Genomic DNA, 26,907 nt, shown 5'->3' with positions numbered 1-26,907 from the left:
GCAGGCTAGCCCGCACCCGAAGAATGATGCAGGCATTACAGATTTGGGTTGAGCACCACTTTGATTGAGCCGATGCCCCGTTTCATCATGGCGAAGCCTTCAGCAAACTGCTCGAGTGGCAACGTTTGAGTGACGACGCCTTTGGTGGGCAGATCGCCATTGCGTATCCCTTCAATCACCAACGGATAACAATAAGGACCCAGGTGCGACCCGAGCACGTCCAGCTCCTTACGATCGCTGATAATGCTCCAATCGACGGTCACCGGATCTTTAAACACCGAGAACTCGACAAAGGTGCCCAATTTGCGGATCAGCATCAGCCCCTGTTCGACAGATTGCTGCGCGCCGGTGGCTTCAATGTAGATATCGCAGCCGTAGCCTTCGGTCATGTCCTTAACGATCGCCATCACATCATCGCGCAGTGGGTTCAGCACGATGTCAGCACCAAATTCTTTCGCTAACGCCAGGCGCTCGTCAGACAGATCGAGCACCACCAGCTTCGATGGGCCAGATTTTTTAATCGCCCCGATCATCCCTAACCCCAGCGTTCCGGCCCCGGCCAGCACCACCACGTCACCCAGTTTGATATTGGCGCGCTGTACCGCATGGAAAGAACAGGCATAGGGTTCGATCAGAATGGCGTCCTCGATCGGCATATCCGCAGGAACGTGGTAATTGATGGCCTCTTTGGTGAACTTCATGTATTCCGCCATACCGCCATTAACGTTCTTCTGGAAGCCGTACAGATCGTGTTTCTCACACATCCAATACTGGCCACGGTTACAGAAGCGGCATTGCCAGCAGGGGACTATCTGTTCAGAGATCACCCGATCGCCCAGCTTAAATCCCTCAACGCCTTCACCATATCCCACTACGTGGCCGATAAACTCGTGGCCAGGGATCATCGGCGCTTTGATATAAGCCGGTTGTTTTTCATCCCCCCAAAAGCTGGCGGCCCCTTCAAACGCTTTAACGTCACCGGCGCAGATGCCGCAGGCTTCAACTTTCACCAGGATCTCTTTCGGGCCAATTTTCGGTACCGCCACAATCTCTAGGCGATAGTCCTTCGGGGCATAGGCCACCACCGCTTTCATGGTTTCAGGAATGCCTTCGGCCATGTTTGCCGCTGTTACGCAGTTCTGACACATAGTTCTATCCTCGGGTAGGGTTTATTTTTATGATCATAAGTACACACAAAGAACAAATAAACACTACATACTCTCAACATGTTTGCCCACCACCAACCTTTGAAATTGTGATCCTGCTCAAGAAGCCCCCTTAAAGTCATCAAAAAGGCCTTTATACCGATTTATTCGTGACGTTAATCACCTTTAGTGACCAAACACTCTTAATAAAAACAAAAACAAATGAACATCAATTGAACATTTGATAAATGATGGTTATGGTAATAGCCATGACGCGCCACCGGGGATCGTCAGCCTTACCCTTGACCAGCAGGAGATGTGTTATGCAGCCTATTGCGATTGGCGCCGATGATGCCGCCATTGAACTGAAGAATGTGATCGTTGCTTTTCTGCAACAACGCGATATTTCGGTCACCGACTACTCACCGGGAAGCGATACGGCCCCCGTCGGTTATCCCGATATCGCCTTTCAGGTGGCACAGGGCATTAAGGATGGGAAACACCTACGTGGCATTTTGCTGTGTGGCACTGGTATTGGCATGAGCATTGTGGCCAACAAGGTCCCGGGGATCCGTGCGGCACAGTGCCATGACACCTATTCGGCACAGCGCGCACGTAAAAGCAACGATGCACAAATCATCACGCTTGGCGCACGCGTTATTGGCCCGGAACTGGCGAAATCGATCGTCGACGCCTGGCTGGGCTCTGAATTTGAAGGAGGGGGATCGGCGCCCAAGGTGGCAAGAATAGGCTATTACGAACAGGTCGTTGGCCAACGCTGAACCCAATGCCGATAAAGCGTCAATGCGTGGGGGCCCGTAGCAAGCCTGCATTTGCGCCCCCCATTGTTTCTATCCATTGCAACAATCAGAAAAAGCGTATTTCATTCATCAGCCATATGATGCATGGTGTTAACCATAATGAAATACGTTCTCATTTACTGTTATGACTTTGGGCAAGGAGCTTATAAATGAATCAATTAGACGCACTCAAACAGTTGACCGTAGTCGTTGCCGACAGCGGTGATATCGAATCCATCCGCCAGTTCGAACCGCAGGATGCCACCACCAACCCTTCGTTAATCCTCAAGGCCGCGGCGCTGCCGCAGTATAAATCGCTGATCACCGAAGCGCTGGAGTACGCCCGCCAGCAAGGCGGCAGCAAAGAAACCCAACTGATTAACGCCAGTGACAGACTGGCGGTGAATATCGGGGTAGAAATTCTAAAAAGCGTGCCGGGCCGTATCTCCACCGAGGTGGATGCCCGCTTATCCTTCGATCGCGGTATGTGCGTGGCCAAAGCACGCAAGCTGATCGGCATGTATCAAAACCAGGGGATCGATAAATCCCGCATTCTGATCAAGCTGGCAGCCACCTGGGAAGGGATCAAGGCGGCCGAAGAGCTGGAAAAAGAAGGCATCAACACCAACCTGACGCTGCTGTTCTCCTTTGCTCAGGCCCGTGCCTGCGCCGAAGCCGGTGTCTATCTGATTTCGCCGTTCGTTGGCCGTATCTACGATTGGTATCAGGCCAGACAGCCGATGACCGATTACGATGCCGAGCAGGATCCGGGCGTGAAATCCGTACGTACCATTTATGAATACTACAAACAGCACCGCTATCAGACCGTGATCATGGGCGCCAGCTTCCGTAAAGTTGAGCAGATCCTGGCGTTGGCGGGGTGTGACCGTTTGACCATTGCGCCAAACCTGCTGGAAGAGTTGAAGCAAAGCAATCAGCCTATCGAACGTAAACTGACACCGTCTACCGAAGGATTTTATCAGCCTGCGCCACTAGCCGAGGCTGAGTTCCGCTGGCTGCATAACCAGGATGCCATGGCGGTTGAGAAGTTGGCCGAAGGCATTCGCCTGTTCGCCGTCGACCAGCAGAAGCTGGAAGATATGCTGATCGCACAGCTGTAAGACGATGATAGAAAAGTGAGATCGGCAAAGCAATTGCCCCTCACCCTAACCCTCTCCCACAGGGAGAGGGGACCGATCGAGTTCGTTGATTACTCTGTGTAATACCCTATCTTTCTTCTTCCTAATCCCTTACGTGGCTCGAAAATTCGGCGATACGCATTGGATTGGGGGTCGCTCGAGTTTGCTGAGATTATCTATTTACCTGCAAAAGAGCTGGGGCAAACAGCTCCCTCTCCCTATGGGAGAGGGTTGGAGTGAAGGAAACTACTCCATCACCCGGTGGATCTGCAAATACTGTAACAGCATGATGGTTTTACCATCTTTGAGGCGGCCGTCGGCGATCATCGCGATTGCCTCACCAAAGGGCAATTCCACCACTTCAATATCTTCATCCTCGATGCCACCACCGCTGGTTTGCCGTTCATCATCCTGGTACTCGGCAATAAAGAAGTGGAGTATTTCCGTCACGCCACCCGGTGACATGTAGGCCTCAAAGATCTTTTGCACCTTCGAAACCTGAAAACCGGTTTCTTCTACCGCTTCACGGCGGGCGCACTGTTCAGGCTGATCGTCATCCAGCAGCCCGGCGCAGGCTTCCAACAACATGCCCGTGGCATTGCCGTTGACGTAGGTCGGCATGCGGAACTGGCTGGTCAGCACCACGGTGCCCTTGGCGCGGTTGTACAGCAAAATGGTCGCCCCGTTGCCCCGGTCATAGACCTCGCGCACCTGTTCGATGGTTCCGCCATTTTTACGCTTTAACTCAAAGGTATATTTATTCAAAACGTACCAGTTGTCCGATAACAGCTGCTTTCTGATATTTTCAATTTTTGACGACATTTTCCCTTCTTCCGTTAGCCAACGCACTGCAACCTTTGGCCACTAGCAAAGCGCAGCCACGGCGGATTTGCAACAAAAAACCCCGCAGGCCTTGCAGGGCTGCGGGGTTGATATCCACCGGAGTTAGAATCCGTTAGGGATCCCGTGCATGTCCGGCAGTTTATGTGCGATCCCTTTATGGCAATCGATACAGGTTTTGCCTTCGGTGATGGCTTTATCATGCATCTTGGCCGCCACGGTTTTCTGCGCGGTGAAATCCATATACTCGAAGTTGTGGCAGTTACGGCACTCCTGCGAGTTATTGGCCTTCATACGCGCCCATTCGTTGCTGGCCATGGTCAGACGATGCTCTTCAAACTTCTGCGGCGTGTCGATAAGGCCAAACGCCTTGGCGTACAGCTCTTTACTGGCCTTCAGCTTACGCAGCATCTTTGGTGCCCACTCATGCGGAACGTGGCAATCCGGGCAGGTGGCCCGTACGCCACTGCGGTTGTTGTAGTGCACCGTCTCCATATACTCTTCGTAGACGTTTTCACGCATCTCGTGGCAGCTGATACAGAATTTTTCGGTGTTGGCCGCTTCCATACCGGTGTTGAAACCGCCCCAGAAAACGATCCCGGCGACAAAGCCCAACAGCAGCAAAGTCCCCAGGGCCAGCCTGCTCGGCCTGCGCCACCAGCGCCATAGACGGCGGATCGGTCCGGCCTTTTTCTCGGATGTTTCGTTCTTACGTTCGGCCATAGCTCCCCCGCTTAGTGCCCAAAGCCCTGCATAGGCTTGAAATCATTGCCGATGATAGGTGCAGCATCGGTTTGTGGTACGTGACATTGCAGACAGAAATAACGGCGTGGAGCGACTTCACCCAGCACCTTGCCATCACTGTCCATAAAGTGTGTCGGGCTGATACGCGGTGCGCCGGTGGTGCGATAGTGCTCCACGCCGTGGCACTGCAAGCAGCGGTTAGTGTTTTTGCTAATCTGGTAGCCGTCGACACTGTGCGGGATCATCGGCGGCTGGTTGACATAGTTTAGCGCCATCTTTTCCTGCTGCTTGGGCATTTTGATCTGCCCTTCAGCCGTGCCGGAAACCTCTGGCGATTGCTTGAGATCGACATCACTGGCGGCAAACGCGGCACTGGCAACTACCAGTGTTAACAGCGCGCCCCACAGGGAAAGCTGCTTTTTCAGGACATTGCTGGTCATTTTTTGGCTCCCGAATAATGAAATTTGCTCTTAATTTCGAATACGTTTTCTGCACAAACGTCGATACAACGTCCGCAGGCAATACAGGCATCACTGGCAACCCGTGGTGTACCTTTTTTTACTAATAACGGCTCACGCAGGATCTGCGGTTCTGGGCAAACATGAAAACAATCCATGCAGCGAGTACAGTTGTCACGCTTCTCCGCACTGATCTGCACCACACCCTGGCTACCAATGACGCCATACAGCGCTCCCATTGGGCAAAGATGGCCACACCAGCCGTGTTCGACCACCAGCAGATCGAACAGGAACAGCGCCACAATCAGCCAGATGCCTGCACCAAATGCGGCACCCAACCCTTTCAGCCAAGCTAACACGCCCTCCCCACTGCCGTGGATCAGCCCGCGCCCCATCAGGGCAACCGGATTAATCCATTCCCAGATCAGCGTGCCACTCACGGCACTGCCAACCAGTACGACAAGCAAGATGCCATAGCGCAGGGAACGAGGCAGGCTGGCCGATTGGCGCAAACCTAACTTGCGCCGTAGCCAGGCCGCCAGATCGGTCACCGGGTTAACCGGGCAAACCCAGCCGCAAAACACCCGATTACCGATCAGGCCATAGATCAGCACTACTACCGCGCCTACCCACACCAACCAGGCTGGCCAATGCCCGGCCAACAGGCTTTCCAGCATCATCAACGGATCCGTTAATGGAACCGTCTCCGCCAATAGGCTGGCGCTGTAGTTGCCCCGCAGGATCCAGATGCCCCACAGCGGCCCCGAGAGAAACATCAACAAGATCAACAGTTGGCTGCAACGGCGCAGGATCAGGAAGCGGTTGCTACGCAACCAGCCATGGCGCAGACGGGCATCACGCCCGGCTTCAGCGACTGGATTAGCCATCATTCACCTCCCTTTACGCCGCGTGCCGGCAATGTGAGGCCTTCCGGCACCAGTGAATGCCCTGCACGCTGCTTTTCCTGCCAGCCCCAGCGATAGTGTTCACCTAATTGACCACGCGCCAGTTCCATCGGTAACACCTTGATCGCCGCCTGCTCAAGCACACAAGCCTGCTCACACTTGCCACAACCGGTACAATCCTGGCTGTGAACCGTCGGCAGAAACATGGCGTGCTTGCCGGTACGCTCGTTGTGTTGCAGATCCAAGGTGATGGCCTTGTCGATCTGCGGGCAAACGCGGTAACACACGTCGCAACGCAGCCCCTGCCAGTTCAGACAGTTTTCATGATCCAGCAACACCGCCAGCCCCATCCGCGCCTGATCGATATCCGTCAGGTTCGGATCCAGCGCACCGCTCGGGCAGGCCACCACACACGGGATGTCTTCACACATCTCGCAAGGGATATCCCGCGCCACAAAGTACGGCGTTCCCGCCGCTCTCGGCGACAACAGCGTCGCCAGTTTCAGCGTCTGGTACGGGCAGGCTTGCACACACTGACCACAGCGAATGCAGGCGCTATCAAACGCCCCCTCGGCCAGTGCTCCTGGCGGCCGCAGGGCCAGGCCATCACGTGCCTGAGACTGCTTTTGTTGCAGCCCCAGCAGTACGCCTATCCCTGCCAATCCCGCCACACTGCGAGCCGCATCCCGCAGGAAGCGACGCCGAGCCGGTGTTTTATCTCGTTGCTGGCTCATTCCGTTGGCCTTATACCTTCTCCAGTTTTACCGCACACTTCTTGTAGTCGGTCTCTTTCGACAGCGGATCGGTGGCGTCCAGCGTCAGATTATTGACCAACTGCGCGGCATCAAAGAATGGCATATACACCAGACCTTTCGGCGGGCGGTTACGGCCACGGGTTTCGACAATGCTCACTACTTCACCACGGCGTGACAGTACCTTCACCTTGTCGCCACGGCGTAGATTGCGGCTCTTGGCGTCCAGCGGATGGATAAACAGCACCGCCTCTGGGAAGGCTCTGTGCAACTCTGGCACCCGGCGCGTCATCGAGCCGGTGTGCCAATGTTCCAGCACGCGACCAGTGGACAACCACAGATCGTATTCCTGATCCGGGCTTTCTGCCGCAGGTTCGAACGGCAGTGCGAAGATCACCGCTTTGCCGTCTGGCTTGCCATAGAAGCGCACGCTTTCACCGGCTTTCACGTAAGGATCGGTTCCTTCACGGTAGCGCCACAAGGTTTCCTTGCCATCCACCACAGGCCAGCGTAAACCGCGCGCCTTATGGTACATATCAAAGGCGGCCAGATCGTGACCATGGCCGCGGCCAAACCCGGCATACTCTTCAAACAGCCCTTTCTGGATGTAGAAACCGAACTCGCGCGACTCGTCGTTCAACTGGTCGGCCGGGATCTCTTCCAGCTTGTACTTGTTCACTTCACCATTGACGAACAGCACGTCGTACAGGGTTTTGCCACGGTATTCCGGCTTCTGGTTAATCAGCTCCGCTGGCCAGACTTCTTCCACCTTGAAGCGTTTGGCAAATTCCACCAACTGCCACAGGTCCGACTTGGCCTCGCCCGGTGCTTTCACCTGCTGATGCCAGAACTGAGTGCGGCGCTCAGCGTTACCGTAAGCCCCTTCTTTCTCTACCCACATCGCCGTAGGCAGGATCAGGTCGGCAGCCAATGCGCTCACCGTTGGGTATGGATCGGAAACCACGATAAAGTTGCGCGGATCGCGCCAGCCTGGCATGCGTTCTTCATTAATATTTGGCCCGGCCTGCATGTTGTTGTTACACATCACCCAGTAAGCATTCAGCTTGCCGTCTTTCAGCGCACGGTCTTGCGCAACCGCGTGCAACCCGACTTTTTCTGGGATGGTGCCCGCTGGCAGTTGCCATTTCTGTTCGGCAATCTGGCGGTGTTTCTCATTGGTCACCACCATATCTGCTGGCAGGCGGTGGGAGAACGTCCCCACTTCACGCGCGGTACCGCAGGCGGAAGGTTGGCCAGTCAGCGAGAATGGCCCGCAGCCTGGCTTAGAGATCTTACCGGTCAGCAAGTGTAGGTTGTAGCAAAGGTTATTAGCCCAGACGCCACGGGTATGCTGGTTGAAGCCCATCGTCCAATAAGACACGACCTTCACATTCGGGTCGGCATACAGTTTTGCCAGCGCTTCCAGTTGGTCTTTTGGCACGCCGCTCATTTCGGCGGTCTTTTCCAGCGTGTATTCTGCCACAAAGGCTTTGTAATCTTCGAAGCTCATCGGCTCCGAAGCATCGCTGCCTGGGTTCTTCGCCGCTTTCTCCAACGGGTGGGTTGGGCGCAGGCCGTAACCGATATCGGTCACCCCTTTGCGGATATTGACGTGCTGCTTGAGGAAATCCTGGTCAACCGCGTTGTTCTGAATAATGTAGTTGGCGATGTAGTTCATGATCGCCAGATCGGTCTGCGGGGTGAACACCATGCCGTTATCCGCCAGCTCGAAGCTGCGGTGTTCAAAGGTGGAAAGGACCGAGACGTTGACCTTGTCGTTGCCCAGGCGGCGGTTGGTAATGCGCGACCACAGGATCGGGTGCATTTCCGCCATATTGGAGCCCCACAGCACGAAGGCGTCGGCCTGCTCGATATCATCGTAGCAGCCCATCGGTTCATCCATGCCAAAGGTGCGCATAAAGCCGACCACGGCAGAAGCCATGCAGTGGCGAGCGTTTGGATCGAGGTTGTTGGAACGCAGACCCGCTTTGAACAGTTTGGAGGCCGCATAGCCTTCCCATACCGTCCACTGGCCGGAGCCGAACATGCCTACCGCCTCTGGCCCTTTTTCTTTCAGTGCCCCTTTGAATTTCTCTTCCATCACATCGAAGGCTTTTTCCCAAGTGATGGGAGTAAACTCACCTTCTTTGTCATACTGCCCGTTCTTCATGCGCAGCATTGGCTGTGTCAGACGATCCTTGCCATACATGATCTTGGGCAGGAAGTAGCCTTTAATACAGTTTAAACCCCGGTTAACCGGAGCATCCGGATCGCCCTGCGAAGCCACGACCCGGCCATTTTGGGTACCGACCAGAACACCACACCCAGTGCCGCAGAAACGGCAAGGTGCTTTGTCCCATTTGATTTCGTCACCGCTGCCGACCACGGCTTGGGCGACCGTTGGGATCGTCAGCCCGGCAGCTGCGGCAGCAGCCGCGGCAGCGTTCGCTTTCATGAAGTCTCGACGACTGAGTTTCATGGCATTACCTCACCTTGCTCATCCTGCTGGTGATAAACCAGCGACACTGCCAACACGCCTTCCAGATTGCGCGCCGACTCAATTTTTTCCAGCAACGCCTGGGAGCGTGCTGCTTGCATAACGACGACCAGCTTGCCCTGCTGTTGATCCTGTGCCGGAATTTCCGTATCAGGGATTGCCAGCAGCGCCGAGATCAGCGCCGGGAATTTGTCAGGCCGGGCCTGCACCATCAACCCGCTTACGTGCCATTCACTGCTCATTATTTTCACTCCGGGTTATTGCAATCGCCGAGGTCGGGCAGCCGGCAACGCAGGCACCACAACCATTGCACGCCGCCGCCTCGAGCGCCGGTTGGGCTATACCGCCTAACCGTGGCCGAAAACGGATTGCCTGCGTTTCACAACTGTCCTGACAGCTGCGACATTCTACCCCCTGCATCGCCAGGCAAACGGCCGAAAACGACGCCACTTGTTGCCAGGGTTGGTGCTGGGGTGGGTAAAACAGTGGGGCTTCGCAGGCATCTGCGCATTGTCGGCAAAAGGTACATTCCGCACGTTGGAAATCGATTTCGGGATAACCGCCACTGCCGCTGATCAATACACCGGTTTCGCAGGCGTTAACACAGGCCTGACACCGGGTACAACCCGCAAGGAAGAGAGGGGCTTCACGCGACCACGGGGGACGGATCGCATCAGTTTGATGACGCCATTGTCCGCTGAGCAATCTGCGTCGCGACAATTCGGCCATTCGGGTTATCCTTCAAAGTTGGCAACACGCGCGCGTGTAAAAATTATTTAGTGTGACTTTATTATTGTTTGTCTCGCACCTCGGGTAAGAGGCAAGGATAAAATAGGCTTATCGGAGGGGGTAGATAATCACCCTAAATAGGTAAAAGTAGGTATTACTTGCGCCAGATCAATCACTGATAGCCGATATAGGGCATTTTGCCAACGGTAGGCCGCCCAATCGCTATTTACTTGATTATATAGCGAAGATTGGTTTTGGCGGTAAATCGGCCGTTTGTTCAAAATCGCCATGCTTTTTGCCAGCAAAAGTTATAATTTGACGGCGCATAACACTCCGGCCAATAACCATAAGGACGCTTAATTGCTCGTAAAACGCTCAGTGACAGGCAGCCTGGCGAAGGCGCTGATAGCTATCGTGATCCTTTCCGTGCTGTCCACCGGACTGGCACTGACCACCGTGGCCGGCAGCCTGCAAGATGCCGAAGCGATCAATATCGCGGGATCGTTGCGCATGCAGAGCTACCGGTTGGCGTATGAGCTCACTAACGGTTCCGCTGAAGTGCAGCAGCACCTGGTACAGTATCAGCAGTCGCTGATGGCTCCGGCCCTGCTTAAACTCGATCGATTTTATGTGCCTGATGATGTGCGGCAAAAATACCTGACGCTGCGCCAAGCCTGGCTGGTACTGGAAAAACAGATCCTGGCCGGAAACCCGGAAAACTATCAGGCTAACGTGGCCAGCTATGTCAATCAGATCGATCATTTTGTCTTGGCTTTGCAGCGCTACTCTGAACAAAAGCTGACCATCGTAGCGACGATCAGCGTGATGGGCTATATCGCCATCATTGCCCTGGTGCTGTTCTGCATCCGCTTTATGCGCCGCCAAGTGGTCACTCCGCTCAAACGCCTGGTGGACGCCAGCCTGCGTATGCAACAACGTGATTTTAATCATCCGCCGCTCGACGTTTCATTGCCAAATGAACTGGGCGTCCTGTCGCAGACCTTCACCACCATGTCTGGCGAATTGGCGAAGCTCTACCAGTCACTGGAACAGAAGGTGCAGGAAAAAACCGAGCGGCTACAGCAGGCCAACCGCACGCTGGAGGTGCTCTACAGCTGCTCTCAGGCGCTGAGCGTTGGGCAGTTGGATCAGCGGGCGTTTGAGAAGGTCCTGCATATCATCAAGCTGAGCGAACAATTACATTGTATCCGGCTCAATGTGGAAGACAGCCTCAGCCAATGGCAGGTCAGCAGTGGCGAACCCGTGGCGGAGCTGGCCTGGCATTCGCAGGTGATTATGCAAGACAACAAACCCTTGGGTAGCCTGAGCTGGCAACATGAGCAACAGCCGCCCCACCCGCACCTGATGCAAAGCGTGACCAATATGCTCAGCCGCGGGGTTTACTTTAACCGCGCACAAAAGCAGCATATGCAGTTCCTGCTGATGGAGGAACGCGCCACCATTGCCCGTGAACTACACGATTCGTTAGCCCAGGCCCTCACTTTCCTGCGCATCCAGCTTACGTTGCTCAAACGTACTCTGACCGGTCATTCATCGCAGGCAGATGAGATCATTGATGATTTTGATCGGGCGCTGGCGGATGCCTATCGCCAATTGCGCGAACTGCTGGCCACCTTCCGGTTGAGCATTCAGGATGCCGATCTGAACGCCGCGTTGCAGCAGGTATTGGAACCATTAAAACTGCTGACCAGCGCACGGATTCAGTTACACTGTCGGTTAGCCTCACAGGCGTTGAATGCCCAACAACAGGTTCATGCGCTACAGATCGTGCGTGAAGCCGTGCTTAATGCCATCAAACACGCCGATGCACAGGAAATTGTGATCCATTGCGAAGTCTCCGCCAGCGGCGACAACGAGATCACCATTTGTGACGACGGCTGCGGCATCGACAGCCTGGATGAACCGGAAGGCCATTACGGGCTAACCATTATGAGCGAACGCGCATCGCGCCTGAACGGTACGTTACATATCAGGCGTGGCAATGCCGGGGGCACGGAGGTCTGTCTTAGCTTCCCGCCCTAAGGGCTAACAGCATTGCACGGCGGCCATTCGAGCCGAGCGACAATGCTAATTACTACTATATTTTAAGAGTCAGCTTTACTGCCGGCAGTACGCAGTGGCTTTACTCGCTACAGGGAGCAAGTTTTATTGTGATGAAAAATTACCGAGTAATGATCGTGGACGATCACCCGTTGATGCGCCGTGGTATCAAACAGTTGCTGGGGCTAGATCCTACTTTCACCGTGGTGGCAGAAGCCAGCGGCGGTGCTGAGGCGATCGCCCTGGCGGCTCAGTTCACGCCAGACGTGATCCTGCTCGATCTGAACATGAAGGGTCTTTCCGGGCTGGATACGCTGAAAGCACTGCGCGATGAAGGGGTAGATGCACGCATTATCGTGCTGACCGTTTCCGACTCCCGCAGCGACGTCTATGCGCTGATCGATGCTGGCGCCGACGGCTACCTGCTGAAAGACAGCGAGCCTGAACAGTTGCTGGAGCATATTCGCCAGGCCGCCGAGGGCCAGAACGTGATTAGCGATGCGGTCGCGGACTATCTCTCGTCTCGCAGCGAGCAACACGATCCCTTTGCCGCTCTGACCGAGCGTGAACTGGATGTCTTGCAGGAAGTGGCGCGCGGTATGTCAAACAAGCAAGTCGCGGCGCAGTTGCATATTTCTGAAGAGACGGTGAAAGTGCACATCCGCAATATGCTGCGCAAGCTCAACGTGCGTTCGCGCGTGGCAGCAACCGTGATGTATCTGGAAGCGAAAAGCCAGTAATGCTTCCCCGGCACGCCGGGGAACATTCAACCAATGGCCGCCAGCAGCATCTCATGATGCTGATTAATCCAGCTTTGGCTTAGCGGGCCCCAGTTTGCCAACTGGTAATAGCCATCGTTATTACGCTTCCCCTGCTGCACAAACTGCAACTCCAGGCCCAGGCCTGGCAAAGCTTTGAGTACATCCTGCAACGTACGGCGCGGCCAACCGGTCAGTTCCATCAGGCGCGGAACGTTAGGGCGCTCATTGCTGCTGATCAGCCAACACAGATAAAGACGACGAGCAAATACCGGGTTAATTTCCATGCTTAACTCCTGCTGAGGAAAACGTCCTGATTATTTCACCGTAACGCCATAAAATCGCCATAATGACGCATTTCGTGGTGGTGCAATGTGTAACTGTAGATTTCTACTACTGTTATTTACATTATCTCCTTTTTTTCTCCACGCTTTATCTGCGCTTGACGAGTAAAGTGCAGTGGCACCTTTGGGTACAATCAAATCCTGCGATAGCCCGGCCACCAGTCAGCGCCAGGCGTAAGCATAACTGATGCAGTCAAAAATAGAATAAGTCACAACGAGGTTCATGCCGCATGGCCAACTTTTTTATTGATCGCCCGATTTTTGCCTGGGTTCTGGCAATTATTCTTTGCCTGACGGGGACGTTGGCGATTTTTTCTCTGCCTGTCGAACAATATCCGAACCTCGCTCCGCCAAACGTGCGTATCAGCGCCTCCTATCCGGGGGCATCAGCACAAACGCTGGAAAATACCGTTACCCAGATTATCGAACAGAACATGACCGGCCTCGACAACATGATGTATATGTCGTCCCAGAGCACCAATACCGGCCAGGCCTCGGTTACGCTGACCTTTGATGCAGGCACCGATCCCAACGAGGCAATGCAACAAGTACAAAACAAGCTGCAGGCCGCCATCAAGCGGTTGCCACAGGCAGTACAGCAACAAGGCGTAACGGTGTCAAAATCGGGCGATACCACGCTGATGATGGTGGCCTTTGTCTCCAACGATGGCAGCATGGATAAGCAGGACATCGCGGACTACATCGTCTCCAACCTGCAAGACCCGCTCAGCCGTATTAACGGCGTGGGCAGCATGGATGTTTACGGTTCACAATACGCCATGCGTATCTGGCTGGATCCGAACAAGCTCACCAGCTACCAGCTCACCACTCAGGATGTAGTCAACGCCATCAGTTCACAGAACACCCAGGTGGCAGTGGGCCAGTTGGGCGGCTCCCCTTCTGTGGATCAGCAGGCGCTAAACGCCACCATCAATGCTCAATCCCAGTTGCAAACGCCGGAGCAGTTCCGCGAGATAACGCTGCGCGTCAATCGGGACGGTTCCCTGGTCACCCTCGGTGACGTTGCCACGGTGGAATTGGGCGGGGAAAACTATAACTACCTCAGCCGTTACAACGGCCTGCAGGCCGCCGGGATGAACATCAAGCTGGCTTCCGGTGCCAACGAATTGCAAACCGACCAGTTGGTGAAAGCCAAGATTGCCGAGCTTTCACAATATTTCCCGCACGGGCTGGAAGCCAAGATCGCCTATGAGACGACGCCGTTCGTGCAGGCGTCGATCCATGACGTGGTAAAAACCCTGCTGGAAGCCATTTTGCTGGTGTTTTTAGTCATGTACCTGTTCTTGCAGAACTTCCGCGCCACGTTAATTCCCACTATCGCCGTTCCGGTGGTGCTGTTGGGCACCTTTGCCATCCTTTCGGCCTTTGGCTACAGCATTAACACCCTGACGATGTTTGCCATGGTGCTGGCGATCGGCCTACTGGTTGATGACGCCATCGTGGTGGTGGAAAACGTGGAACGCGTGATGAGCGAGGAAGGTCTCTCACCCAGGGACGCCACCCGTAAATCCATGGGGCAGATCCAGGGCGCGCTGGTGGGGATAGCCATGGTGCTTTCGGCGGTATTTATTCCCATGGCCTTCTTCGGCGGCACCACCGGCGCCATTTATCGCCAGTTCTCGATCACTATCGTTTCCGCAATGGTACTTTCGGTGCTGGTCGCCATGATCCTCACCCCGGCCCTGTGCGCCACTATTCTCCAGCCGATCGCCAAAGGCCATCATCACGGCAAGCGCGGTTTCTTCGGCTGGTTTAACCGCATGTTCAACCGCAACACCGAACGCTATGAACGTGGGGTAGCGCGCGTGCTGCATCACAGTGTCCGCTACATGGTGATCTACCTGTTACTGCTGGCCGGTATGGCAGTGCTGTTTATCAAACTGCCGACCTCGTTCCTGCCGCAGGAAGATCGTGGCGTGTTCACCGTGCAGGTGCAGTTGCCTGCAGGCTCCACACTTCAGCAAACCACCAAGGTGGTGGAAAAGGTCGAGCACTACTTCCTGACCGAAGAGAAAGCCGACGTGCTGTCGGTGTTCTCCACCATCGGTGCCGGGCCAGGCGGCAACGGCCAGAACGTCGCACGCCTGTTCTTGCGCCTGAAGGACTGGGATCTACGCAGTTCGGGAGCCAATAGTTCGTTCGATATCATCGAGCGTGCCACCAAGGCCTTTAGCAATATCAACGAAGCGCGCGTGATCGCCAGCAGCCCGCCAGCGATCACCGGGCTGGGGAACTCTTCGGGCTTCGATATGCAGTTGGAAGACCACGCCGGGCTGGGGCATAGCAAACTGATGGAGGCTCGCGATCAATTGCTGCAGTTGGCTGGGAAAAACCCGCAGCTATCGCGCGTGCGCCATAATGGCCTCGATGACAGCCCGCAGTTGCAGATCGACATCGATCAGCGCAAGGCACAGGCACTGGGCGTGTCGATCGACGATATCAACAGCACCTTGTCAACCGCCTGGGGCTCTACCTACGTCAACGACTTTTTAGACCGCGGGCGAGTGAAGAAAGTGTACGTTCAGGCCGGAGCGCCCTTCCGCATGCTGCCAGAGGACATCAACAAGTGGTACGTGCGTAACAACAGCGGTGGGATGGTGCCCTTCTCCGCCTTTGCGACTTCCCATTGGGAATATGGTTCACCGCGTCTGGAACGCTACAACGGTAACTCCACGGTAGAAATCGTGGGCGAGGCCGCCTCGGGCGTCAGCACCGGTACCGCGATGGATGAAATGGAAAAACTCGTCAGCCAGCTACCGACCGGTTTCGGCCTCGAATGGACCGCAATGTCCTACCAGGAACGCCTGTCCGGTTCACAGGCACCGGCGCTGTATGCCATCTCGCTGTTGGTGGTATTCCTGTGCCTGGCTGCCCTGTATGAAAGCTGGTCGATCCCGTTCTCGGTCATGTTGGTAGTGCCGCTGGGGGTGATCGGCGCCGTTACGGCCACTTGGCTACGAGGGCTGGAAAACGATGTGTACTTCCAGGTGGGACTGTTGACGATTATCGGGCTGTCGGCCAAGAACGCTATCCTGATCGTGGAATTTGCCAGCGAGCTGAACAATAAAGGCCAGGATTTGATGGCGGCAACGCTGGAAGCTTCTCGCCTACGCTTGCGCCCTATCCTGATGACCTCACTGGCGTTTATCTTCGGCGTTCTGCCAATGGCCATCAGTTCCGGTGCAGGTTCTGGCAGCCAGCATGCGGTAGGCACCGGGGTGATGGGCGGTATGATTTCCGCCACCGTTCTGGCGATTTTCTTTGTCCCGCTGTTCTTCGTATTGGTACGCCGCCGCTTCCCTGGTAAAGCGCTGCCTCACCATCACGATAGCCAATAGCAGACGTAAAAAAAGCAGCTTCGGGAAACCGAGGCTGCTTTGCTAAAGACTTAATATTGTTACCCAAGGTGCTTTAAATAAAAACAAACCAATTAGCCTTATTCAAGCTTTAAACCCTACATGGTGTTAGTTAGTTACCTAACATCTCATCAATAAAGTCTTTCCAATTTGTTAACTCACGATCAACCATAATACTGACTACCTCCGTTTATTGGACGCAGGGATTCTACGCCGGTTTTTTGACCAAGTGAAGCCTTTTGGGAACGATGCCAGTCAAGAAAATCCAGGAGTGGAGCATATTTCCAGATTAATCAAAAACCTACCCTTTCTTTAACGTTCTGGAAGGTTTACGGGGTAGCGGATACCTACGTTAAGTTGAATTTATCCTACACAATCAACACGACAATTTTAATGTGCTACAAACAAGATCATTCCAATATAGTCACCTGCATCATCCTGTTATTGATACACTCCTTTATGTATGGCTTGAAATTGCACCTTAGATAGCTATCCTAACATTTCATTAATATGAAATAAGGATGGAACCCATGAAAAAAATAACTCATAAAAAGGCGGTCAACGTTATTGGCGGTAATCATTTGGTGTGTGGTAACACACGCTACTTATGGATAAGAAATGACGATGGCAGCGGCAACTATGTCTGCATGAAGAGGGATGAATGCAATATACCTGGTGATGACAAATTCGGTAACCCGCAAATCCACTTTAACAGAGTCGCCGCTTCATTCTGTGGGCGATAATTAACATCCGTTAATTTATCCGGCGTCTTTTTATAGACACCGGATGTTCAACGTTCAGCCTTACCCAAAAATGCGTGAGTGATTATTGATTTAAAGTAATCATGACGTGTCGCTATCCCTCTTTTTCCGGTTGCCTGCGCTTGAGAATACGCTGATACCATGGCTGAGGCACGGGGTGAACAATATGTCGCAGCGCTCGGGCGTAATCCATCACCAGCCCTGGTGTCCAGGCCATTGAGAGTGCCCTTCTGCGTACCTGCGCGGCAATCCACAGTTCCGGCATGGTCAAAATACGTAATGTGCCCAGCCAGCTTTTACTCTGTTTGGCAAGCACACCATCCAATGAGGCTTCCAAGGCATAGGCAACACTACTGGAGCAGTTACGCGACGTCAGATTGTAGATTTTAGTCAGCTGATAGCCGCTCCAAAAACGTAGCAGCGCCGAGCTGTTATAACGGTGAAACTGGATCTGCCGATTCGAATCGCACCAGTTGGCCGCCTCGGTAACATAGTCCGGCTGGAAAGTGCCGGGCACGTCATTTTCTCGCGTCGCCTTCAACACATTGAGAAACTCTGAAGGAGAACGATCGATATCTGCCGCTGGATACAGGCTGATATAGATGCTCGGTACCAGTTCCAATGCAGCATGTCCGGTGGAGATAACCCCTTGAGCATCCACTGCCGCGATATAGCGATTAATGACTGGCCGGGGGATTGGGGTCGCACTCGCCGTTCCTTCCGGGGTCCAGATATGGACGGTTAAAGGCTGTTTAAAATCAATGCTGGGGGCAACCACCTCGGCTGGCCGAGCCGCCGATTTCTTTCCAAAGACGTAAAATATCTCAGTAGGTACCAACAATTCAAACACCGAGGTGCCGTCCCTTAAAAGGTTGGCCCGCCTGGCTAATTGCAGGATATTGATGCCACTGACAACCATCAATGTGCCCAGGAAAAACGATATGGTGGCCTTGTAATGCACCGGATAGGGGCTAAATATGAGCATGGCGAACAGTATCTGAGCAATGCCGCTGACCAGCGCATTCTTCCAGCGCGGAAACCGCACGATCCAGGCAGAAGCGATCATAAACAAGCCAATAACGAAATAGGAGAAACCGAATATGATTGCCAGTAGCAAATTACTGTAGGGTTTGTTCGCCAGGATCAGCAGTGCGACAACACAAAAGATCCCGCCCTTGAAATAAAGCACCGCTTTCTGCGCCCCAACCCCGCTGGAGGCAATACTCAACGTGACCAGGCTCTCCAGAAGCATCAGGGCACCAAAAACCTGTAAGGGAAAATAGAGCACGCCATCAAGGCCATCGATAAAGATACCGATCCCCATAAGCCCCCAGATAATCCCGATTACGCCCAAAAATTTGGCTTTGGAGCGCACAAAATCAACGCCGAATAATAACAGGGCAATCTGGATCACTGCTGCAACTCTCCGCAATATGCAAATAATAGGTTCATTTAACTGTCCTGGTGATAATGGCTTGCTTGCCAGTTGCCGACAATAATGCTCTGTTCTTCCTCATCCAGCAGGACGCAGCTGTTATCCACCAACGTCAACCACTCGCCCTTTGGCATCTGGATACGGAATACCAACGGGGGACGGGGCTGCGGGCTATCATTGAGGAGCCAATGGTCACGCAGCTTGCCTTGATCATGCGGATGAACCCATTGCATGACGTCATCCATGGTGTCTAGCTTGCTGGGAACCTGCTGCTCAAACAAACTACCGAGCTCATCTTCCCAGTGCAAAATCCCGGTCCGCGGATTGAGGCTATAAATCACCCCCTTGCCGGTTATCCGGCCGGTATCTGGGTTAAAACTGTTGGTCGAGTGCTTCAACACCCTGATAAACACGATCAACAACGCCGTCGCGGAAAGGTAGCTCAAGGCTAATAACAGAGACTCATTGAGATGTAAGCCCTTTAGAAAAAAGGGTCCATGCTGATGATTGGTATAGTAAATCACTCCCAACCCAAGAGTGATAAGCGCGAGAGAGCCCCCGCGATTTCCCCAGGCCACAGAAAGCATAATCGCCAGAATAATGGGGAGGCATGCCAAGGCAAAGTAGAGCGCAGCAGCATTGTGTTGCAGCCAGAGAAGGGGGTAACCAAAGATAAACCAGATCGAAACACACAGCAGCAGCCAAAGTGCCCCACCCAGAAGGCCCGTTTGCAGATTGCAACTGGCAGGTTCCAAGCGCCGATTGACAAACCCCATAATAACGGTTGTGGCAAAGATAATGCCGGTAACATCAGCGATAAAGTTCTGCCAGAACAAGCTGAACAAAGGCTGCTGGTGGATTAGGGCATAACCCCCACCAATAATTAACGCATCCAGCCCGCTGAAGACCAAGGTTGCAGTGATACAGATTAAAATAGTATGGAGATCGTCATTAAGCCGTGCAAAGCGTCGAACGGCCCAGGCGACCGCTACGTTGGCTGGCATGGATAGCAGGGCATCGATCAGTGATATCAATGGTTTGTGCTGCCAGCCCTCCGTCAACAACAAGCTCGCCAACGTCAAAATGACGAACAGGGTTAAATAACTACGCCAGCGGGACAAAAGAAAGGCGGCAACCGCAACACCAGAGGGAAACCACACGATTGCGATCGGCGAGTTAGGGTCGTCAAATTTTAATGAGATCAATCCGGCGAGGTAATAGATTATCCCCCACAGCAGCAGGGTGAAAAGTTGTCGAACATACGATGGTACGTGGGGTGTCATTTTTTACTCACTGATATGCACGCAGGCATTTTGTGAAAAATATCACGTGTTGCCGTCAAGAAAAGCCTGATTAACTATAGGACATTCTACATCAGCATGATGTGAACGTACTATTTCAAACTCATCGGAGATCTATCCAGGTATATATTTCTTTGCGGATGAATAGCAGAGGAGTAACGTTGATGCAGGATTTAGCAAAACACCGTTGAAAGGGAAAATCATGTCTTCGAGTATCACCATCGAGCAGTTGAAACAGCAAGGCCGCTACCCGGAAGCCACTGAGCTGGCCCAACAGATGCTGCAACAGGCACCGTTGGATGGCCAACTGCATTACCAACTGGCATGCCTTTACGATGTGCAGGGCTTTGAGCAGCAGGCGATCCCCTGCTATCTCGCCGCCTTGCAGCACGGCCTGCCTGCACAGTTACGCCAGGAAGCCTGGTTGGGTCTGGGTAGCACCTATCGCGCATTGGGGGAATATCAGAAATCGCTAGCCGCTTTCGACGACGGGCTAAACGAGTTCCCGCAGGCCAAAGAGATCACACTGTTCCGCGCCATGACGCTCTACAATCTGGGGGAAACCAAACAGGCGGTGGCGGATCTGCTGATCCTGTTGGCTGAGACCTCTGCGCATACGGAAATCAGCAGCTACCAGCGTGCTATCCAGCAATATGCTGCGGATTTGGATCGTATTGGCTGAGGGGAAAATTATGGAGATCATCACCGATCCGCGTAAATGTCATATCGACTGGCAACAGTTAGGCGAGTTGCTGGCCGCTGCCGGGCTGGGTGAGCGTGATACGCAGGTCTTACAGAAGGTGTACCAAAATAGCCAATTCTGCTATTGGGGCTTTATTGAGGGAGAGCTGATGGCCACCGCTCACGCCATCAGTGACATGACCTCGGTAGCTTATCTGGCCGATGTCGCCATCCATCCGCACTTTCAAGGGCAAGGTTATGGTCAGCAGTTGATGGATCGCGTCATGCAAGATCTGGCCCCGTTAGGTAAAGTGTTTATTTATTCGGTGCCGGACAAATTGGCATTTTATAAGCGATATGGCTTCCACGATCTGACTACCGGTATGGTGTATGCCGATGGAAGCGCGCTGGAGCGGTTACAAAATAGCGGGTATGTGCGTTGAACATCAAACACCTAAATAGTGACTCCTAATAAGCCTGGCGTATGGATAGCATGAGTAACGATATTAAACACCACCCTCAAATCGATAGCATGAAAATGACTGAGCATAAGGATCACACGATGAAGTTTTTCATTCTGCTACCATTGGTAATATTAAGCATTACTAATGCAGTGCCTCCTCCATCCCACCTGAAGTGAAAGGTTCGCAATGGCAATACGTCGATGGGATTCCGATCGTAGCCTTGTTTTGATGGACGCCAAGAGAATAGCAAAAAGTACCGGCACTAGCGGAACCTATATCTTGCGCACGGTAACGATAAAGCCATACTATCTGGATGATGGCCGAAACTACAGCGACTCGTTAGAGCAATACCAGATAGAATGTCAGAGAAAAACTATCAACTTACTTTCTTACAGCTTATATCAGTTTCAATGCCTAGCTCACATTGACGTTTAGCATTTTCTCCTTAATGAAAAACCACATCGATTTAATATAGAACCTCATTGGTGTTATATAATATGATGGAATGATTAACATAAGAAACATGAAAATAATAATCCCTAATGCTGGGGCACCATTTTTAAGCGTGGTACTAATCGTGAAGATTGTTAATATCACAGTTAAAGTAACGCTCGTCCTGAATGTCCTTTTCCCTACATCCCTTACCGAATAGATAAAATCAAGGTTGAAGATTTTAGCATTGGCTTTTGCCTGCTTGATTTCATGCCGGGTAAAACCTGACTCCAGCAGCAATCTACTCGTCGTTTTAGTTTTTCTACTAATAGATTTCATTTCTAATACAGCTTTGGTTAATTAATGAATTAAAATAAATTACATTATAAGCTTATTTATGTAAAGTTTAGTGCTAAATCTTTATGGTGTAGCTGTACTGGCGAGGCCTCAAAGACAGATTTATCGCTCTGAGATCCTACACTAAATAACTTCCCCCATACCACTGAAGCCTGAGGCAATACTGTTATAAACGATAACTCCCCCACCCAATCAATACACCCCATGAATGTATTCGAACTAATTTAATTGCACGGCGAATACATAGCATGCTTTAGATACTGGATTTAAAATCAGATCCTATGTATTATAAATTTTTCTATACTTAATGTAAGGGATTTACATGGCTAATATAATTTACGGAACCATCCAGGGTGACAAGCAAGGGCTGATCTCTGCGGGGTGCTCAACTCCGGATTCAATAGGCAATAAGTATCAAAAAGGACATGAAGATCAGATCTTCATCCTCGAATTGCTCAATCTTATGACCCGTGAGAGTAACGTGCAACTCCACCCGTTGCAAATCAGAAAACCCATAGATAAAGCCACTCCACTCCTAGCCTTGGCAATGAACCAGAATGAACGTTTAACCTGTGAGTTTGTCTTTTACAGAATGAATGCATCTGGTGGGCTGGAAATTTTCTTTAAGATAAAACTAACGGGAGCGACGTTAACTGAAATCAGAATGTTTAGCCCTAACTCATTAACGCATAATGAGGTTCAATCTGATGAAAGTATTTCCATCAAATATGAATCTATCACTTGGGAACATGTTATGGCAGGAACAAGTGCTTATAGTATCTGGGATGATAGGGTGTATTAATTATGGGTACGACTGCAATAGCTCATTTAAAGTATGACTTAGATAGACATGCTGTGGACCTAAGACGTATTGCTACTTTAGCCTCTGCTTACTTTATGCCCGACTATCAGACAAGAAGAGAATACCTCAGGGAAGTTGAGGAGTTTATAAATAACATCAATCGTAGATTTAAGAATACATTTGATATCAATGAACGCATGAGATTAATTTATGAAATGCGTGCTGAAAGTGAGTTGGCCAGTCAAGAATATCAGATTTTAAGACAAGGTAATTATACAAAATACCTCATTACTGACATATACGAAGATCAGGGAGTTATCAAATATGCGAAAATAGGTTGGGGAGTCGCCACCGGTACTGGTCAAGCTGTGGGTGGTGCATTGATGGCCAATCTTGGTCGCAAGCTTCATTCAAGAAAACTGAAAGGCTATGGTGTTATATTATTTGCTCATGGTCTTAACAACGCATATGAGTCAATATCCCCTATCATATATGAACATGAGCATAAAGACTCTGGTTTTCTCAGAGATATCTATAGAAATGGAGCCGGATTAGTCGGTTTGAACCAAAAATATGGTGACTTAGCTTATAGTGCAGTTGATTTCACTATCACTGCATATGCAGGGTATCGCGGCTTAGTTTTGAAGAACCATGGTGATAGACTCGCAACAAGTGCGTTGTTTGAAAAGCCTGGTACCGGCATGATGTTCAGAAATCTCAAACCTGATTATAGACCCAAGTGGGATGGTAAAGGTACTCCAATGAGAATTGTCATGGTAGGTACATCCGTTGTTAAAGCAAAGATTCTATTTTTTGATGGTACATACGAGCTGAATGATGAATAATAACAAAATTCATTTATCAACGTATTCTACTTTTGGCGGTGACACTCGATATAAGAACATACGGAATCGAAGTCTAATCAATTTTGCTGTTAGCAAGAGACTTAGCTTCATTCCTCTGCTATTAATCCAGATATAAAACAAAATAAAAATAACGAACAATACTAAATAGAAGATAGCCTGATTTATATCATCACTAAAGAAGTAAGCTCCAAACATCATCACAAAAAAAACAGAGGAAAGAAATATCATATTTCCACCGCATAGCTCTGAAACTAGCAGAATGTAGTTTTTTAATGATTCATCATCAGTTGTTTTTACTCCTTTCCCATAGGTTTCATTCTTTTTATCCCTATACTGATTTTTTAATTTTAGTAGCTCTTGGTAAGTGAATCCATTCTTCAAAATTAATTCATTGATTTTCATAGTATTATTACTATCTTATTGTGACTGGCATTCTATTATTCTAACTTAATTGATTGCTATATAACAAGCAAAACCTAAAGTTTCAATTATGTTTTTTTAGAAATAAGCATTCATCATAATAGTCATTTATGTACAATAACCACATAGTATCAGTATAAAAACCTGTACCATACTGTAACTTTCGCTAACTGCGATACAGGTCGAACAATTCAGTAATAAGTACTGAGTGGAGCTTTACCTTTCACTCTAACAAACGAGTAAAAACTTGCCTAAACCAGACGTATTCTGTATGTATTGGCCTTTAAATACAAACCTCTCTCTGTCAATGATGAGCACATCGTTGTCTGGATCTATACCCCGTTTTCCCGCATTATCTGTGCTATCACCGTGCGGTATAAGTTAGTGATCTACTCTTGTGCCACTCAGTACAGATTTTGACGATTAAAAGGTAGCTTTTACGCCATGACAGACAAACCGCAGCACACCTCGCTGACCATGTTCGGCATCAAAAATTGTGACACCATCAAAAAAGCCCGCCGCTGGCTGGAAGAACAGGGAGTGGCTTACCAATTCCACGACTACCGCGCAGACGGCTTGGACGAGCAGCTGTTGCGTGATTTTGTCGCGCGCCTGGGCTGGGAACCATTGTTGAATACCCGTGGAACCACCTGGCGTAAACTGGATGAAGCCCAGCGCAATGCCTGCGACAATGCCGATGCCGCCATCGCCCTGATGCTCGAGCAACCGGCCATGATCAAACGCCCCTTGCTGGACGATGGTAAAGGACATGCCCTGCTAGGTTTCAGCAGCGAAAGCTATCAGCAATTTATTACCGAGGTTAACTCATGATCTGCCCTGTTATCGAACTGGCGCAACAGCTTATCAAGCGCCCTTCCCTCAGTCCGCATGACGAAGGCTGTCAGGAGCTGATGATCGCCCGCCTGAAAGCGATTGGCTTTACCGTCGAACCGATGAACTTTGGCGATACGCAAAACTTTTGGGCCTGGCGCGGCCAGGGCAGCACGCTGGCATTTGCTGGCCACACCGATGTGGTGCCAACCGGCGACGAGAAAAATTGGGATAACCCGCCGTTTGAACCCGTCATCCGCGACGGCATGCTTTATGGTCGCGGAGCCGCCGATATGAAAGGTTCCCTGGCCGCCATGGTGGTGGCCGCAGAACGCTTCGTTGCCGCCAACCCCAACCATCAGGGCCGCCTGGCGTTTCTGATCACCTCAGACGAAGAGGCCAGCGCCACTCATGGCACCGTGAAGGTGGTCGAAGCCTTGATGGCTCGCAATGAACGCCTTGATTATTGCCTGGTCGGCGAACCTTCAAGCACTGAGCGGGTCGGAGACGTGGTGAAAAATGGCCGCCGTGGCTCGATCACCGCCAATCTGCGTATCCATGGCGTTCAAGGACACGTCGCCTATCCGCATCTGGCGGATAACCCGGTTCACCGGGCTATGCCAGCGTTAAACGAATTGGTCACCATTGAGTGGGATCAGGGTAACGAATTCTTCCCGCCAACCAGCATGCAAATTGCCAACGTGCAGGCTGGCACTGGCAGCAACAACGTGATCCCCGGTGAAATGTTCGTGCAGTTCAACTTCCGCTTCAGCACCGAACTGACCGACACCCTGATCAAGCAGCGGGTGCAGGAACTGCTGGATCGCCATAACTTGAATTACAGCATTGATTGGTGGTTGTCTGGCCAACCTTTCCTAACTTCACGCGGTGCCTTGGTCGATGCCGTGGTGAATGCGGTGGAACACTATGCCGAGCTCACTCCGCAATTGCTGACTACCGGCGGTACCTCTGATGGCCGCTTTATCGCCCAGATGGGAGCACAGGTGGTTGAGCTGGGGCCGGTCAACGCCACCATCCATAAAGTGAATGAATGCGTACATGCGGCCGATCTGCAGTTACTGAGCCGCATGTATCAGCGTATCATGGAGCAACTGGTCGCATGATCAGCGCAGAAATGCTCACCGGGCGCTCGACGGAGCATCTCGCCGTGCTGAGCGGTAATCATCGGCTGCAACCCGCTGCGGTGGTGGCCTTTCAGGCCATGCAACAGGCGGCTAAAGCGGCAGGCTTCGATCTGCAACCGGCCAGCACCTTTCGCGATTTCGACCGGCAACTGGCGATCTGGAATGGTAAGTTCTGCGGAGAGCGGCCAGTATTAGATCACAATAGCCAGCCGATGGATATCCAGCCATTGTCCACCGCCGAGCGTTGCGAAGCCATTTTGCGGTGGTCGGCCCTGCCGGGTGCCAGCCGTCATCACTGGGGCAGCGATCTGGATGTTTACGATCCGTCGCTGTTGCCAGTTGGGCAAAAGTTACAGTTGGAGCCGTGGGAATATGAAGCTGGTGGTTATTTCCATCCGCTAAATCTCTGGTTGACTGCACATATGGCCGAGTTTGGTTTCTATCGCCCGTTTACCGCCGATCAAGGTGGAGTGGCGATGGAACCCTGGCATTTAAGTTATCGCCCGTTGGCGCAGGAGGCCGAGCATTTACTGACGCCCGAGCTGCTGCTGGCGGCCTGGCGAGATAAGGATGTTGCTGGCGCATCTTGGCTCGCAAGCCATCTGCCCGCGATATTCTCGCGTTTTGTTCGCCCTGAAGGAAAGGTGTAAACATGCATTGGTTAGCTGACTACTGGTGGATAATCCTGGTGATATTGGCAGGCATTATCATTAGCGGGATCAAGGAATTACGCCGCCTGGATCATCGAAAATTTCTGGCTAACAAGCCTGAATTGCCGCCCCACCGCGATAACAACGCCAAGTGGGACGACGAAGACGACTGGCCGAAAAAGCCATAACCTCAGGGCGCACATAGCGCCCTGC

28 protein-coding genes are annotated in these 26,907 nt (G+C 52.0%); 14 read left to right on the top strand and 14 right to left on the bottom strand.

What is annotated here, in order from left to right:
- Positions 1-35: 35 nt before the first annotated feature.
- Entirely contained in the window at positions 36-1,148 is a 1,113-nt protein-coding gene (locus IMQ33_RS19180; RefSeq protein ID WP_065686511.1) for an alcohol dehydrogenase catalytic domain-containing protein, read from the bottom strand.
- Positions 1,149-1,468: 320 nt separating this feature from the next.
- Here IMQ33_RS19180 and rpiB point away from each other — a divergent pair, with 320 nt between their 5' ends.
- Together rpiB and tal are read left to right on the top strand one after the other, a co-directional pair.
- Complete coding sequence (rpiB, locus tag IMQ33_RS19175; protein WP_173408915.1) at positions 1,469-1,927, top strand: ribose 5-phosphate isomerase B; 459 nt, start codon at positions 1,469-1,471, stop codon at positions 1,925-1,927.
- A gap of 188 nt (positions 1,928-2,115) precedes the next feature.
- Positions 2,116-3,066, top strand: a complete 951-nt coding sequence (gene tal / locus IMQ33_RS19170; protein ID WP_024484505.1) for a transaldolase — start codon at positions 2,116-2,118, stop codon at positions 3,064-3,066.
- A gap of 264 nt (positions 3,067-3,330) precedes the next feature.
- On the opposite strand, the gene nudK is transcribed toward tal, so the two are convergent.
- The 8 genes from nudK to napF form a co-directional block, all read right to left on the bottom strand.
- Entirely contained in the window at positions 3,331-3,906 is a 576-nt protein-coding gene (nudK, locus tag IMQ33_RS19165; protein ID WP_173408914.1) for a GDP-mannose pyrophosphatase NudK, read from the bottom strand.
- A gap of 123 nt (positions 3,907-4,029) precedes the next feature.
- Positions 4,030-4,647, bottom strand: a complete 618-nt coding sequence (gene napC, locus IMQ33_RS19160; RefSeq protein ID WP_161712092.1) for a cytochrome c-type protein NapC — start codon at positions 4,645-4,647, stop codon at positions 4,030-4,032.
- An 11-nt stretch (positions 4,648-4,658) separates the two neighbouring features.
- Positions 4,659-5,108 (bottom strand): nitrate reductase cytochrome c-type subunit, encoded by a 450-nt coding sequence (gene napB / locus IMQ33_RS19155; protein WP_021178725.1) that lies wholly within the window; start codon positions 5,106-5,108, stop codon positions 4,659-4,661.
- Positions 5,105-6,013: a quinol dehydrogenase ferredoxin subunit NapH gene (gene napH, locus IMQ33_RS19150; protein ID WP_173410130.1), complete on the bottom strand. Its 909-nt coding sequence runs from the start codon at positions 6,011-6,013 to the stop codon at positions 5,105-5,107. Before napH ends, napB begins: the two co-directional genes overlap by 4 nt.
- Complete coding sequence (gene napG, locus IMQ33_RS19145; RefSeq protein ID WP_021807091.1) at positions 6,013-6,765, bottom strand: ferredoxin-type protein NapG; 753 nt, start codon at positions 6,763-6,765, stop codon at positions 6,013-6,015. The genes napH and napG overlap by 1 nt, the downstream gene beginning before the upstream one ends.
- A gap of 10 nt (positions 6,766-6,775) precedes the next feature.
- On the bottom strand, positions 6,776-9,262 hold the full coding sequence (gene napA / locus IMQ33_RS19140; protein WP_065686516.1) for a nitrate reductase catalytic subunit NapA: 2,487 nt from the start codon (positions 9,260-9,262) through the stop codon (positions 6,776-6,778).
- Positions 9,259-9,525 (bottom strand): chaperone NapD, encoded by a 267-nt coding sequence (napD, locus tag IMQ33_RS19135; RefSeq protein WP_166735081.1) that lies wholly within the window; start codon positions 9,523-9,525, stop codon positions 9,259-9,261. Before napD ends, napA begins: the two co-directional genes overlap by 4 nt.
- Entirely contained in the window at positions 9,512-10,009 is a 498-nt protein-coding gene (napF, locus tag IMQ33_RS19130) for a ferredoxin-type protein NapF (protein WP_021807093.1), read from the bottom strand. The genes napD and napF overlap by 14 nt, the downstream gene beginning before the upstream one ends.
- A gap of 360 nt (positions 10,010-10,369) precedes the next feature.
- Between napF and narQ the strand changes: the two genes are divergently transcribed.
- Positions 10,370-12,052 (top strand): nitrate/nitrite two-component system sensor histidine kinase NarQ, encoded by a 1,683-nt coding sequence (narQ, locus tag IMQ33_RS19125; protein WP_065686517.1) that lies wholly within the window; start codon positions 10,370-10,372, stop codon positions 12,050-12,052.
- Positions 12,053-12,177: 125 nt separating this feature from the next.
- Entirely contained in the window at positions 12,178-12,810 is a 633-nt protein-coding gene (narP, locus tag IMQ33_RS19120) for a nitrate/nitrite response regulator protein NarP (protein WP_024484513.1), read from the top strand.
- A gap of 26 nt (positions 12,811-12,836) precedes the next feature.
- On the opposite strand, the gene IMQ33_RS19115 is transcribed toward narP, so the two are convergent.
- On the bottom strand, positions 12,837-13,115 hold the full coding sequence (locus IMQ33_RS19115; protein WP_024484514.1) for a helix-turn-helix domain-containing protein: 279 nt from the start codon (positions 13,113-13,115) through the stop codon (positions 12,837-12,839).
- 287 nt (positions 13,116-13,402) lie between these two features.
- Here IMQ33_RS19115 and acrD point away from each other — a divergent pair, with 287 nt between their 5' ends.
- Positions 13,403-16,531: a multidrug efflux RND transporter permease AcrD gene (gene acrD / locus IMQ33_RS19110; RefSeq protein WP_186528674.1), complete on the top strand. Its 3,129-nt coding sequence runs from the start codon at positions 13,403-13,405 to the stop codon at positions 16,529-16,531.
- Between the two features lie 130 nt (positions 16,532-16,661).
- On the opposite strand, the gene ypfM is transcribed toward acrD, so the two are convergent.
- Positions 16,662-16,721 (bottom strand): protein YpfM, encoded by a 60-nt coding sequence (ypfM, locus tag IMQ33_RS26435; protein ID WP_138106377.1) that lies wholly within the window; start codon positions 16,719-16,721, stop codon positions 16,662-16,664.
- Positions 16,722-17,079: 358 nt separating this feature from the next.
- Between ypfM and IMQ33_RS19100 the strand changes: the two genes are divergently transcribed.
- The gene (locus IMQ33_RS19100) at positions 17,080-17,292 is read left to right on the top strand and encodes a DUF4762 family protein (RefSeq protein ID WP_196061699.1); all 213 of its coding nucleotides are present in this window, start codon (positions 17,080-17,082) and stop codon (positions 17,290-17,292) included.
- 112 nt (positions 17,293-17,404) lie between these two features.
- On the opposite strand, the gene IMQ33_RS19095 is transcribed toward IMQ33_RS19100, so the two are convergent.
- The gene (locus tag IMQ33_RS19095; RefSeq protein WP_065686520.1) at positions 17,405-18,724 is read right to left on the bottom strand and encodes an HdeD family acid-resistance protein; all 1,320 of its coding nucleotides are present in this window, start codon (positions 18,722-18,724) and stop codon (positions 17,405-17,407) included.
- Positions 18,725-18,762: 38 nt separating this feature from the next.
- Positions 18,763-20,028 carry an MASE1 domain-containing protein gene (locus IMQ33_RS19090; RefSeq protein ID WP_065686521.1) on the bottom strand — a complete coding sequence of 422 codons (1,266 nt, stop codon included), beginning with the start codon at positions 20,026-20,028 and terminating at the stop codon, positions 18,763-18,765.
- A gap of 220 nt (positions 20,029-20,248) precedes the next feature.
- Between IMQ33_RS19090 and IMQ33_RS19085 the strand changes: the two genes are divergently transcribed.
- The 4 genes from IMQ33_RS19085 to IMQ33_RS19070 all read left to right on the top strand — a co-directional run bounded on the left by IMQ33_RS19085 (position 20,249) and on the right by IMQ33_RS19070 (position 23,627).
- Complete coding sequence (locus IMQ33_RS19085; protein WP_196061698.1) at positions 20,249-20,728, top strand: tetratricopeptide repeat protein; 480 nt, start codon at positions 20,249-20,251, stop codon at positions 20,726-20,728.
- Between the two features lie 10 nt (positions 20,729-20,738).
- Positions 20,739-21,170 carry a GNAT family N-acetyltransferase gene (locus IMQ33_RS19080; RefSeq protein ID WP_196061697.1) on the top strand — a complete coding sequence of 144 codons (432 nt, stop codon included), beginning with the start codon at positions 20,739-20,741 and terminating at the stop codon, positions 21,168-21,170.
- Between the two features lie 1,132 nt (positions 21,171-22,302).
- Positions 22,303-22,782 carry an Hcp family type VI secretion system effector gene (locus IMQ33_RS19075; RefSeq protein ID WP_024484521.1) on the top strand — a complete coding sequence of 160 codons (480 nt, stop codon included), beginning with the start codon at positions 22,303-22,305 and terminating at the stop codon, positions 22,780-22,782.
- 2 nt (positions 22,783-22,784) lie between these two features.
- Positions 22,785-23,627, top strand: coding sequence for a DUF4225 domain-containing protein (locus tag IMQ33_RS19070; protein ID WP_065686524.1), 843 nt, complete (start codon positions 22,785-22,787; stop codon positions 23,625-23,627).
- 9 nt (positions 23,628-23,636) lie between these two features.
- Here the strand turns inward: IMQ33_RS19070 and IMQ33_RS19065 are convergent, their stop codons facing one another.
- On the bottom strand, positions 23,637-24,050 hold the full coding sequence (locus IMQ33_RS19065) for a hypothetical protein (protein WP_074031448.1): 414 nt from the start codon (positions 24,048-24,050) through the stop codon (positions 23,637-23,639).
- Positions 24,051-24,512: 462 nt separating this feature from the next.
- On the opposite strand from IMQ33_RS19065, the gene IMQ33_RS19060 reads away from it, so the two are divergent.
- From IMQ33_RS19060 to IMQ33_RS19045, 4 genes are read left to right on the top strand one after another with little or no spacing between them, the layout of a single operon-like run.
- Positions 24,513-24,899: an ArsC family reductase gene (locus tag IMQ33_RS19060; protein WP_024484524.1), complete on the top strand. Its 387-nt coding sequence runs from the start codon at positions 24,513-24,515 to the stop codon at positions 24,897-24,899.
- Positions 24,896-26,023, top strand: coding sequence for a succinyl-diaminopimelate desuccinylase (gene dapE / locus IMQ33_RS19055; RefSeq protein ID WP_065686525.1), 1,128 nt, complete (start codon positions 24,896-24,898; stop codon positions 26,021-26,023). Before IMQ33_RS19060 ends, dapE begins: the two co-directional genes overlap by 4 nt.
- The gene (locus IMQ33_RS19050; RefSeq protein WP_098930195.1) at positions 26,020-26,694 is read left to right on the top strand and encodes a M15 family metallopeptidase; all 675 of its coding nucleotides are present in this window, start codon (positions 26,020-26,022) and stop codon (positions 26,692-26,694) included. Before dapE ends, IMQ33_RS19050 begins: the two co-directional genes overlap by 4 nt.
- 2 nt (positions 26,695-26,696) lie before the next feature.
- Positions 26,697-26,882 carry a YpfN family protein gene (locus tag IMQ33_RS19045; RefSeq protein ID WP_021178743.1) on the top strand — a complete coding sequence of 62 codons (186 nt, stop codon included), beginning with the start codon at positions 26,697-26,699 and terminating at the stop codon, positions 26,880-26,882.
- Positions 26,883-26,907: the final 25 nt, after the last annotated feature.

The organism is Serratia sp. Res13-Sevr-LER1-36-b (assembly GCF_015673035.1).
Lineage (GTDB): Bacteria > Pseudomonadota > Gammaproteobacteria > Enterobacterales > Enterobacteriaceae > Chania > Chania fonticola_C.
The sequence above is the reverse complement of the archived record's forward strand: the minus strand, read 5'-3'. Positions and strand labels throughout refer to the sequence as shown.

Bases quoted from the DNA above. Each gene is read 5' to 3' on its own strand.
- IMQ33_RS19180 (WP_065686511.1), bottom strand. From the start codon at position 1,148: ATGTGTCAGAACTGCGTAACAGCGGCAAACATGGCCGAAGGCATTCCT.
- rpiB (WP_173408915.1), top strand. From the start codon at position 1,469: ATGCAGCCTATTGCGATTGGCGCCGATGATGCCGCCATTGAACTGAAG.
- tal (WP_024484505.1), top strand. From the start codon at position 2,116: ATGAATCAATTAGACGCACTCAAACAGTTGACCGTAGTCGTTGCCGAC.
- nudK (WP_173408914.1), bottom strand. From the start codon at position 3,906: ATGTCGTCAAAAATTGAAAATATCAGAAAGCAGCTGTTATCGGACAAC.
- napC (WP_161712092.1), bottom strand. From the start codon at position 4,647: ATGGCCGAACGTAAGAACGAAACATCCGAGAAAAAGGCCGGACCGATC.
- napB (WP_021178725.1), bottom strand. From the start codon at position 5,108: ATGACCAGCAATGTCCTGAAAAAGCAGCTTTCCCTGTGGGGCGCGCTG.
- napH (WP_173410130.1), bottom strand. From the start codon at position 6,013: ATGGCTAATCCAGTCGCTGAAGCCGGGCGTGATGCCCGTCTGCGCCAT.
- napG (WP_021807091.1), bottom strand. From the start codon at position 6,765: ATGAGCCAGCAACGAGATAAAACACCGGCTCGGCGTCGCTTCCTGCGG.
- napA (WP_065686516.1), bottom strand. From the start codon at position 9,262: ATGAAACTCAGTCGTCGAGACTTCATGAAAGCGAACGCTGCCGCGGCT.
- napF (WP_021807093.1), bottom strand. From the start codon at position 10,009: ATGGCCGAATTGTCGCGACGCAGATTGCTCAGCGGACAATGGCGTCAT.
- IMQ33_RS19115 (WP_024484514.1), bottom strand. From the start codon at position 13,115: ATGGAAATTAACCCGGTATTTGCTCGTCGTCTTTATCTGTGTTGGCTG.
- acrD (WP_186528674.1), top strand. From the start codon at position 13,403: ATGGCCAACTTTTTTATTGATCGCCCGATTTTTGCCTGGGTTCTGGCA.
- IMQ33_RS19100 (WP_196061699.1), top strand. From the start codon at position 17,080: ATGAAAAAAATAACTCATAAAAAGGCGGTCAACGTTATTGGCGGTAAT.
- IMQ33_RS19090 (WP_065686521.1), bottom strand. From the start codon at position 20,028: ATGACACCCCACGTACCATCGTATGTTCGACAACTTTTCACCCTGCTG.
- IMQ33_RS19085 (WP_196061698.1), top strand. From the start codon at position 20,249: ATGTCTTCGAGTATCACCATCGAGCAGTTGAAACAGCAAGGCCGCTAC.
- IMQ33_RS19080 (WP_196061697.1), top strand. From the start codon at position 20,739: ATGGAGATCATCACCGATCCGCGTAAATGTCATATCGACTGGCAACAG.
- IMQ33_RS19075 (WP_024484521.1), top strand. From the start codon at position 22,303: ATGGCTAATATAATTTACGGAACCATCCAGGGTGACAAGCAAGGGCTG.
- IMQ33_RS19070 (WP_065686524.1), top strand. From the start codon at position 22,785: ATGGGTACGACTGCAATAGCTCATTTAAAGTATGACTTAGATAGACAT.
- IMQ33_RS19065 (WP_074031448.1), bottom strand. From the start codon at position 24,050: ATGAAAATCAATGAATTAATTTTGAAGAATGGATTCACTTACCAAGAG.
- IMQ33_RS19060 (WP_024484524.1), top strand. From the start codon at position 24,513: ATGACAGACAAACCGCAGCACACCTCGCTGACCATGTTCGGCATCAAA.
- dapE (WP_065686525.1), top strand. From the start codon at position 24,896: ATGATCTGCCCTGTTATCGAACTGGCGCAACAGCTTATCAAGCGCCCT.
- IMQ33_RS19050 (WP_098930195.1), top strand. From the start codon at position 26,020: ATGATCAGCGCAGAAATGCTCACCGGGCGCTCGACGGAGCATCTCGCC.
- IMQ33_RS19045 (WP_021178743.1), top strand. From the start codon at position 26,697: ATGCATTGGTTAGCTGACTACTGGTGGATAATCCTGGTGATATTGGCA.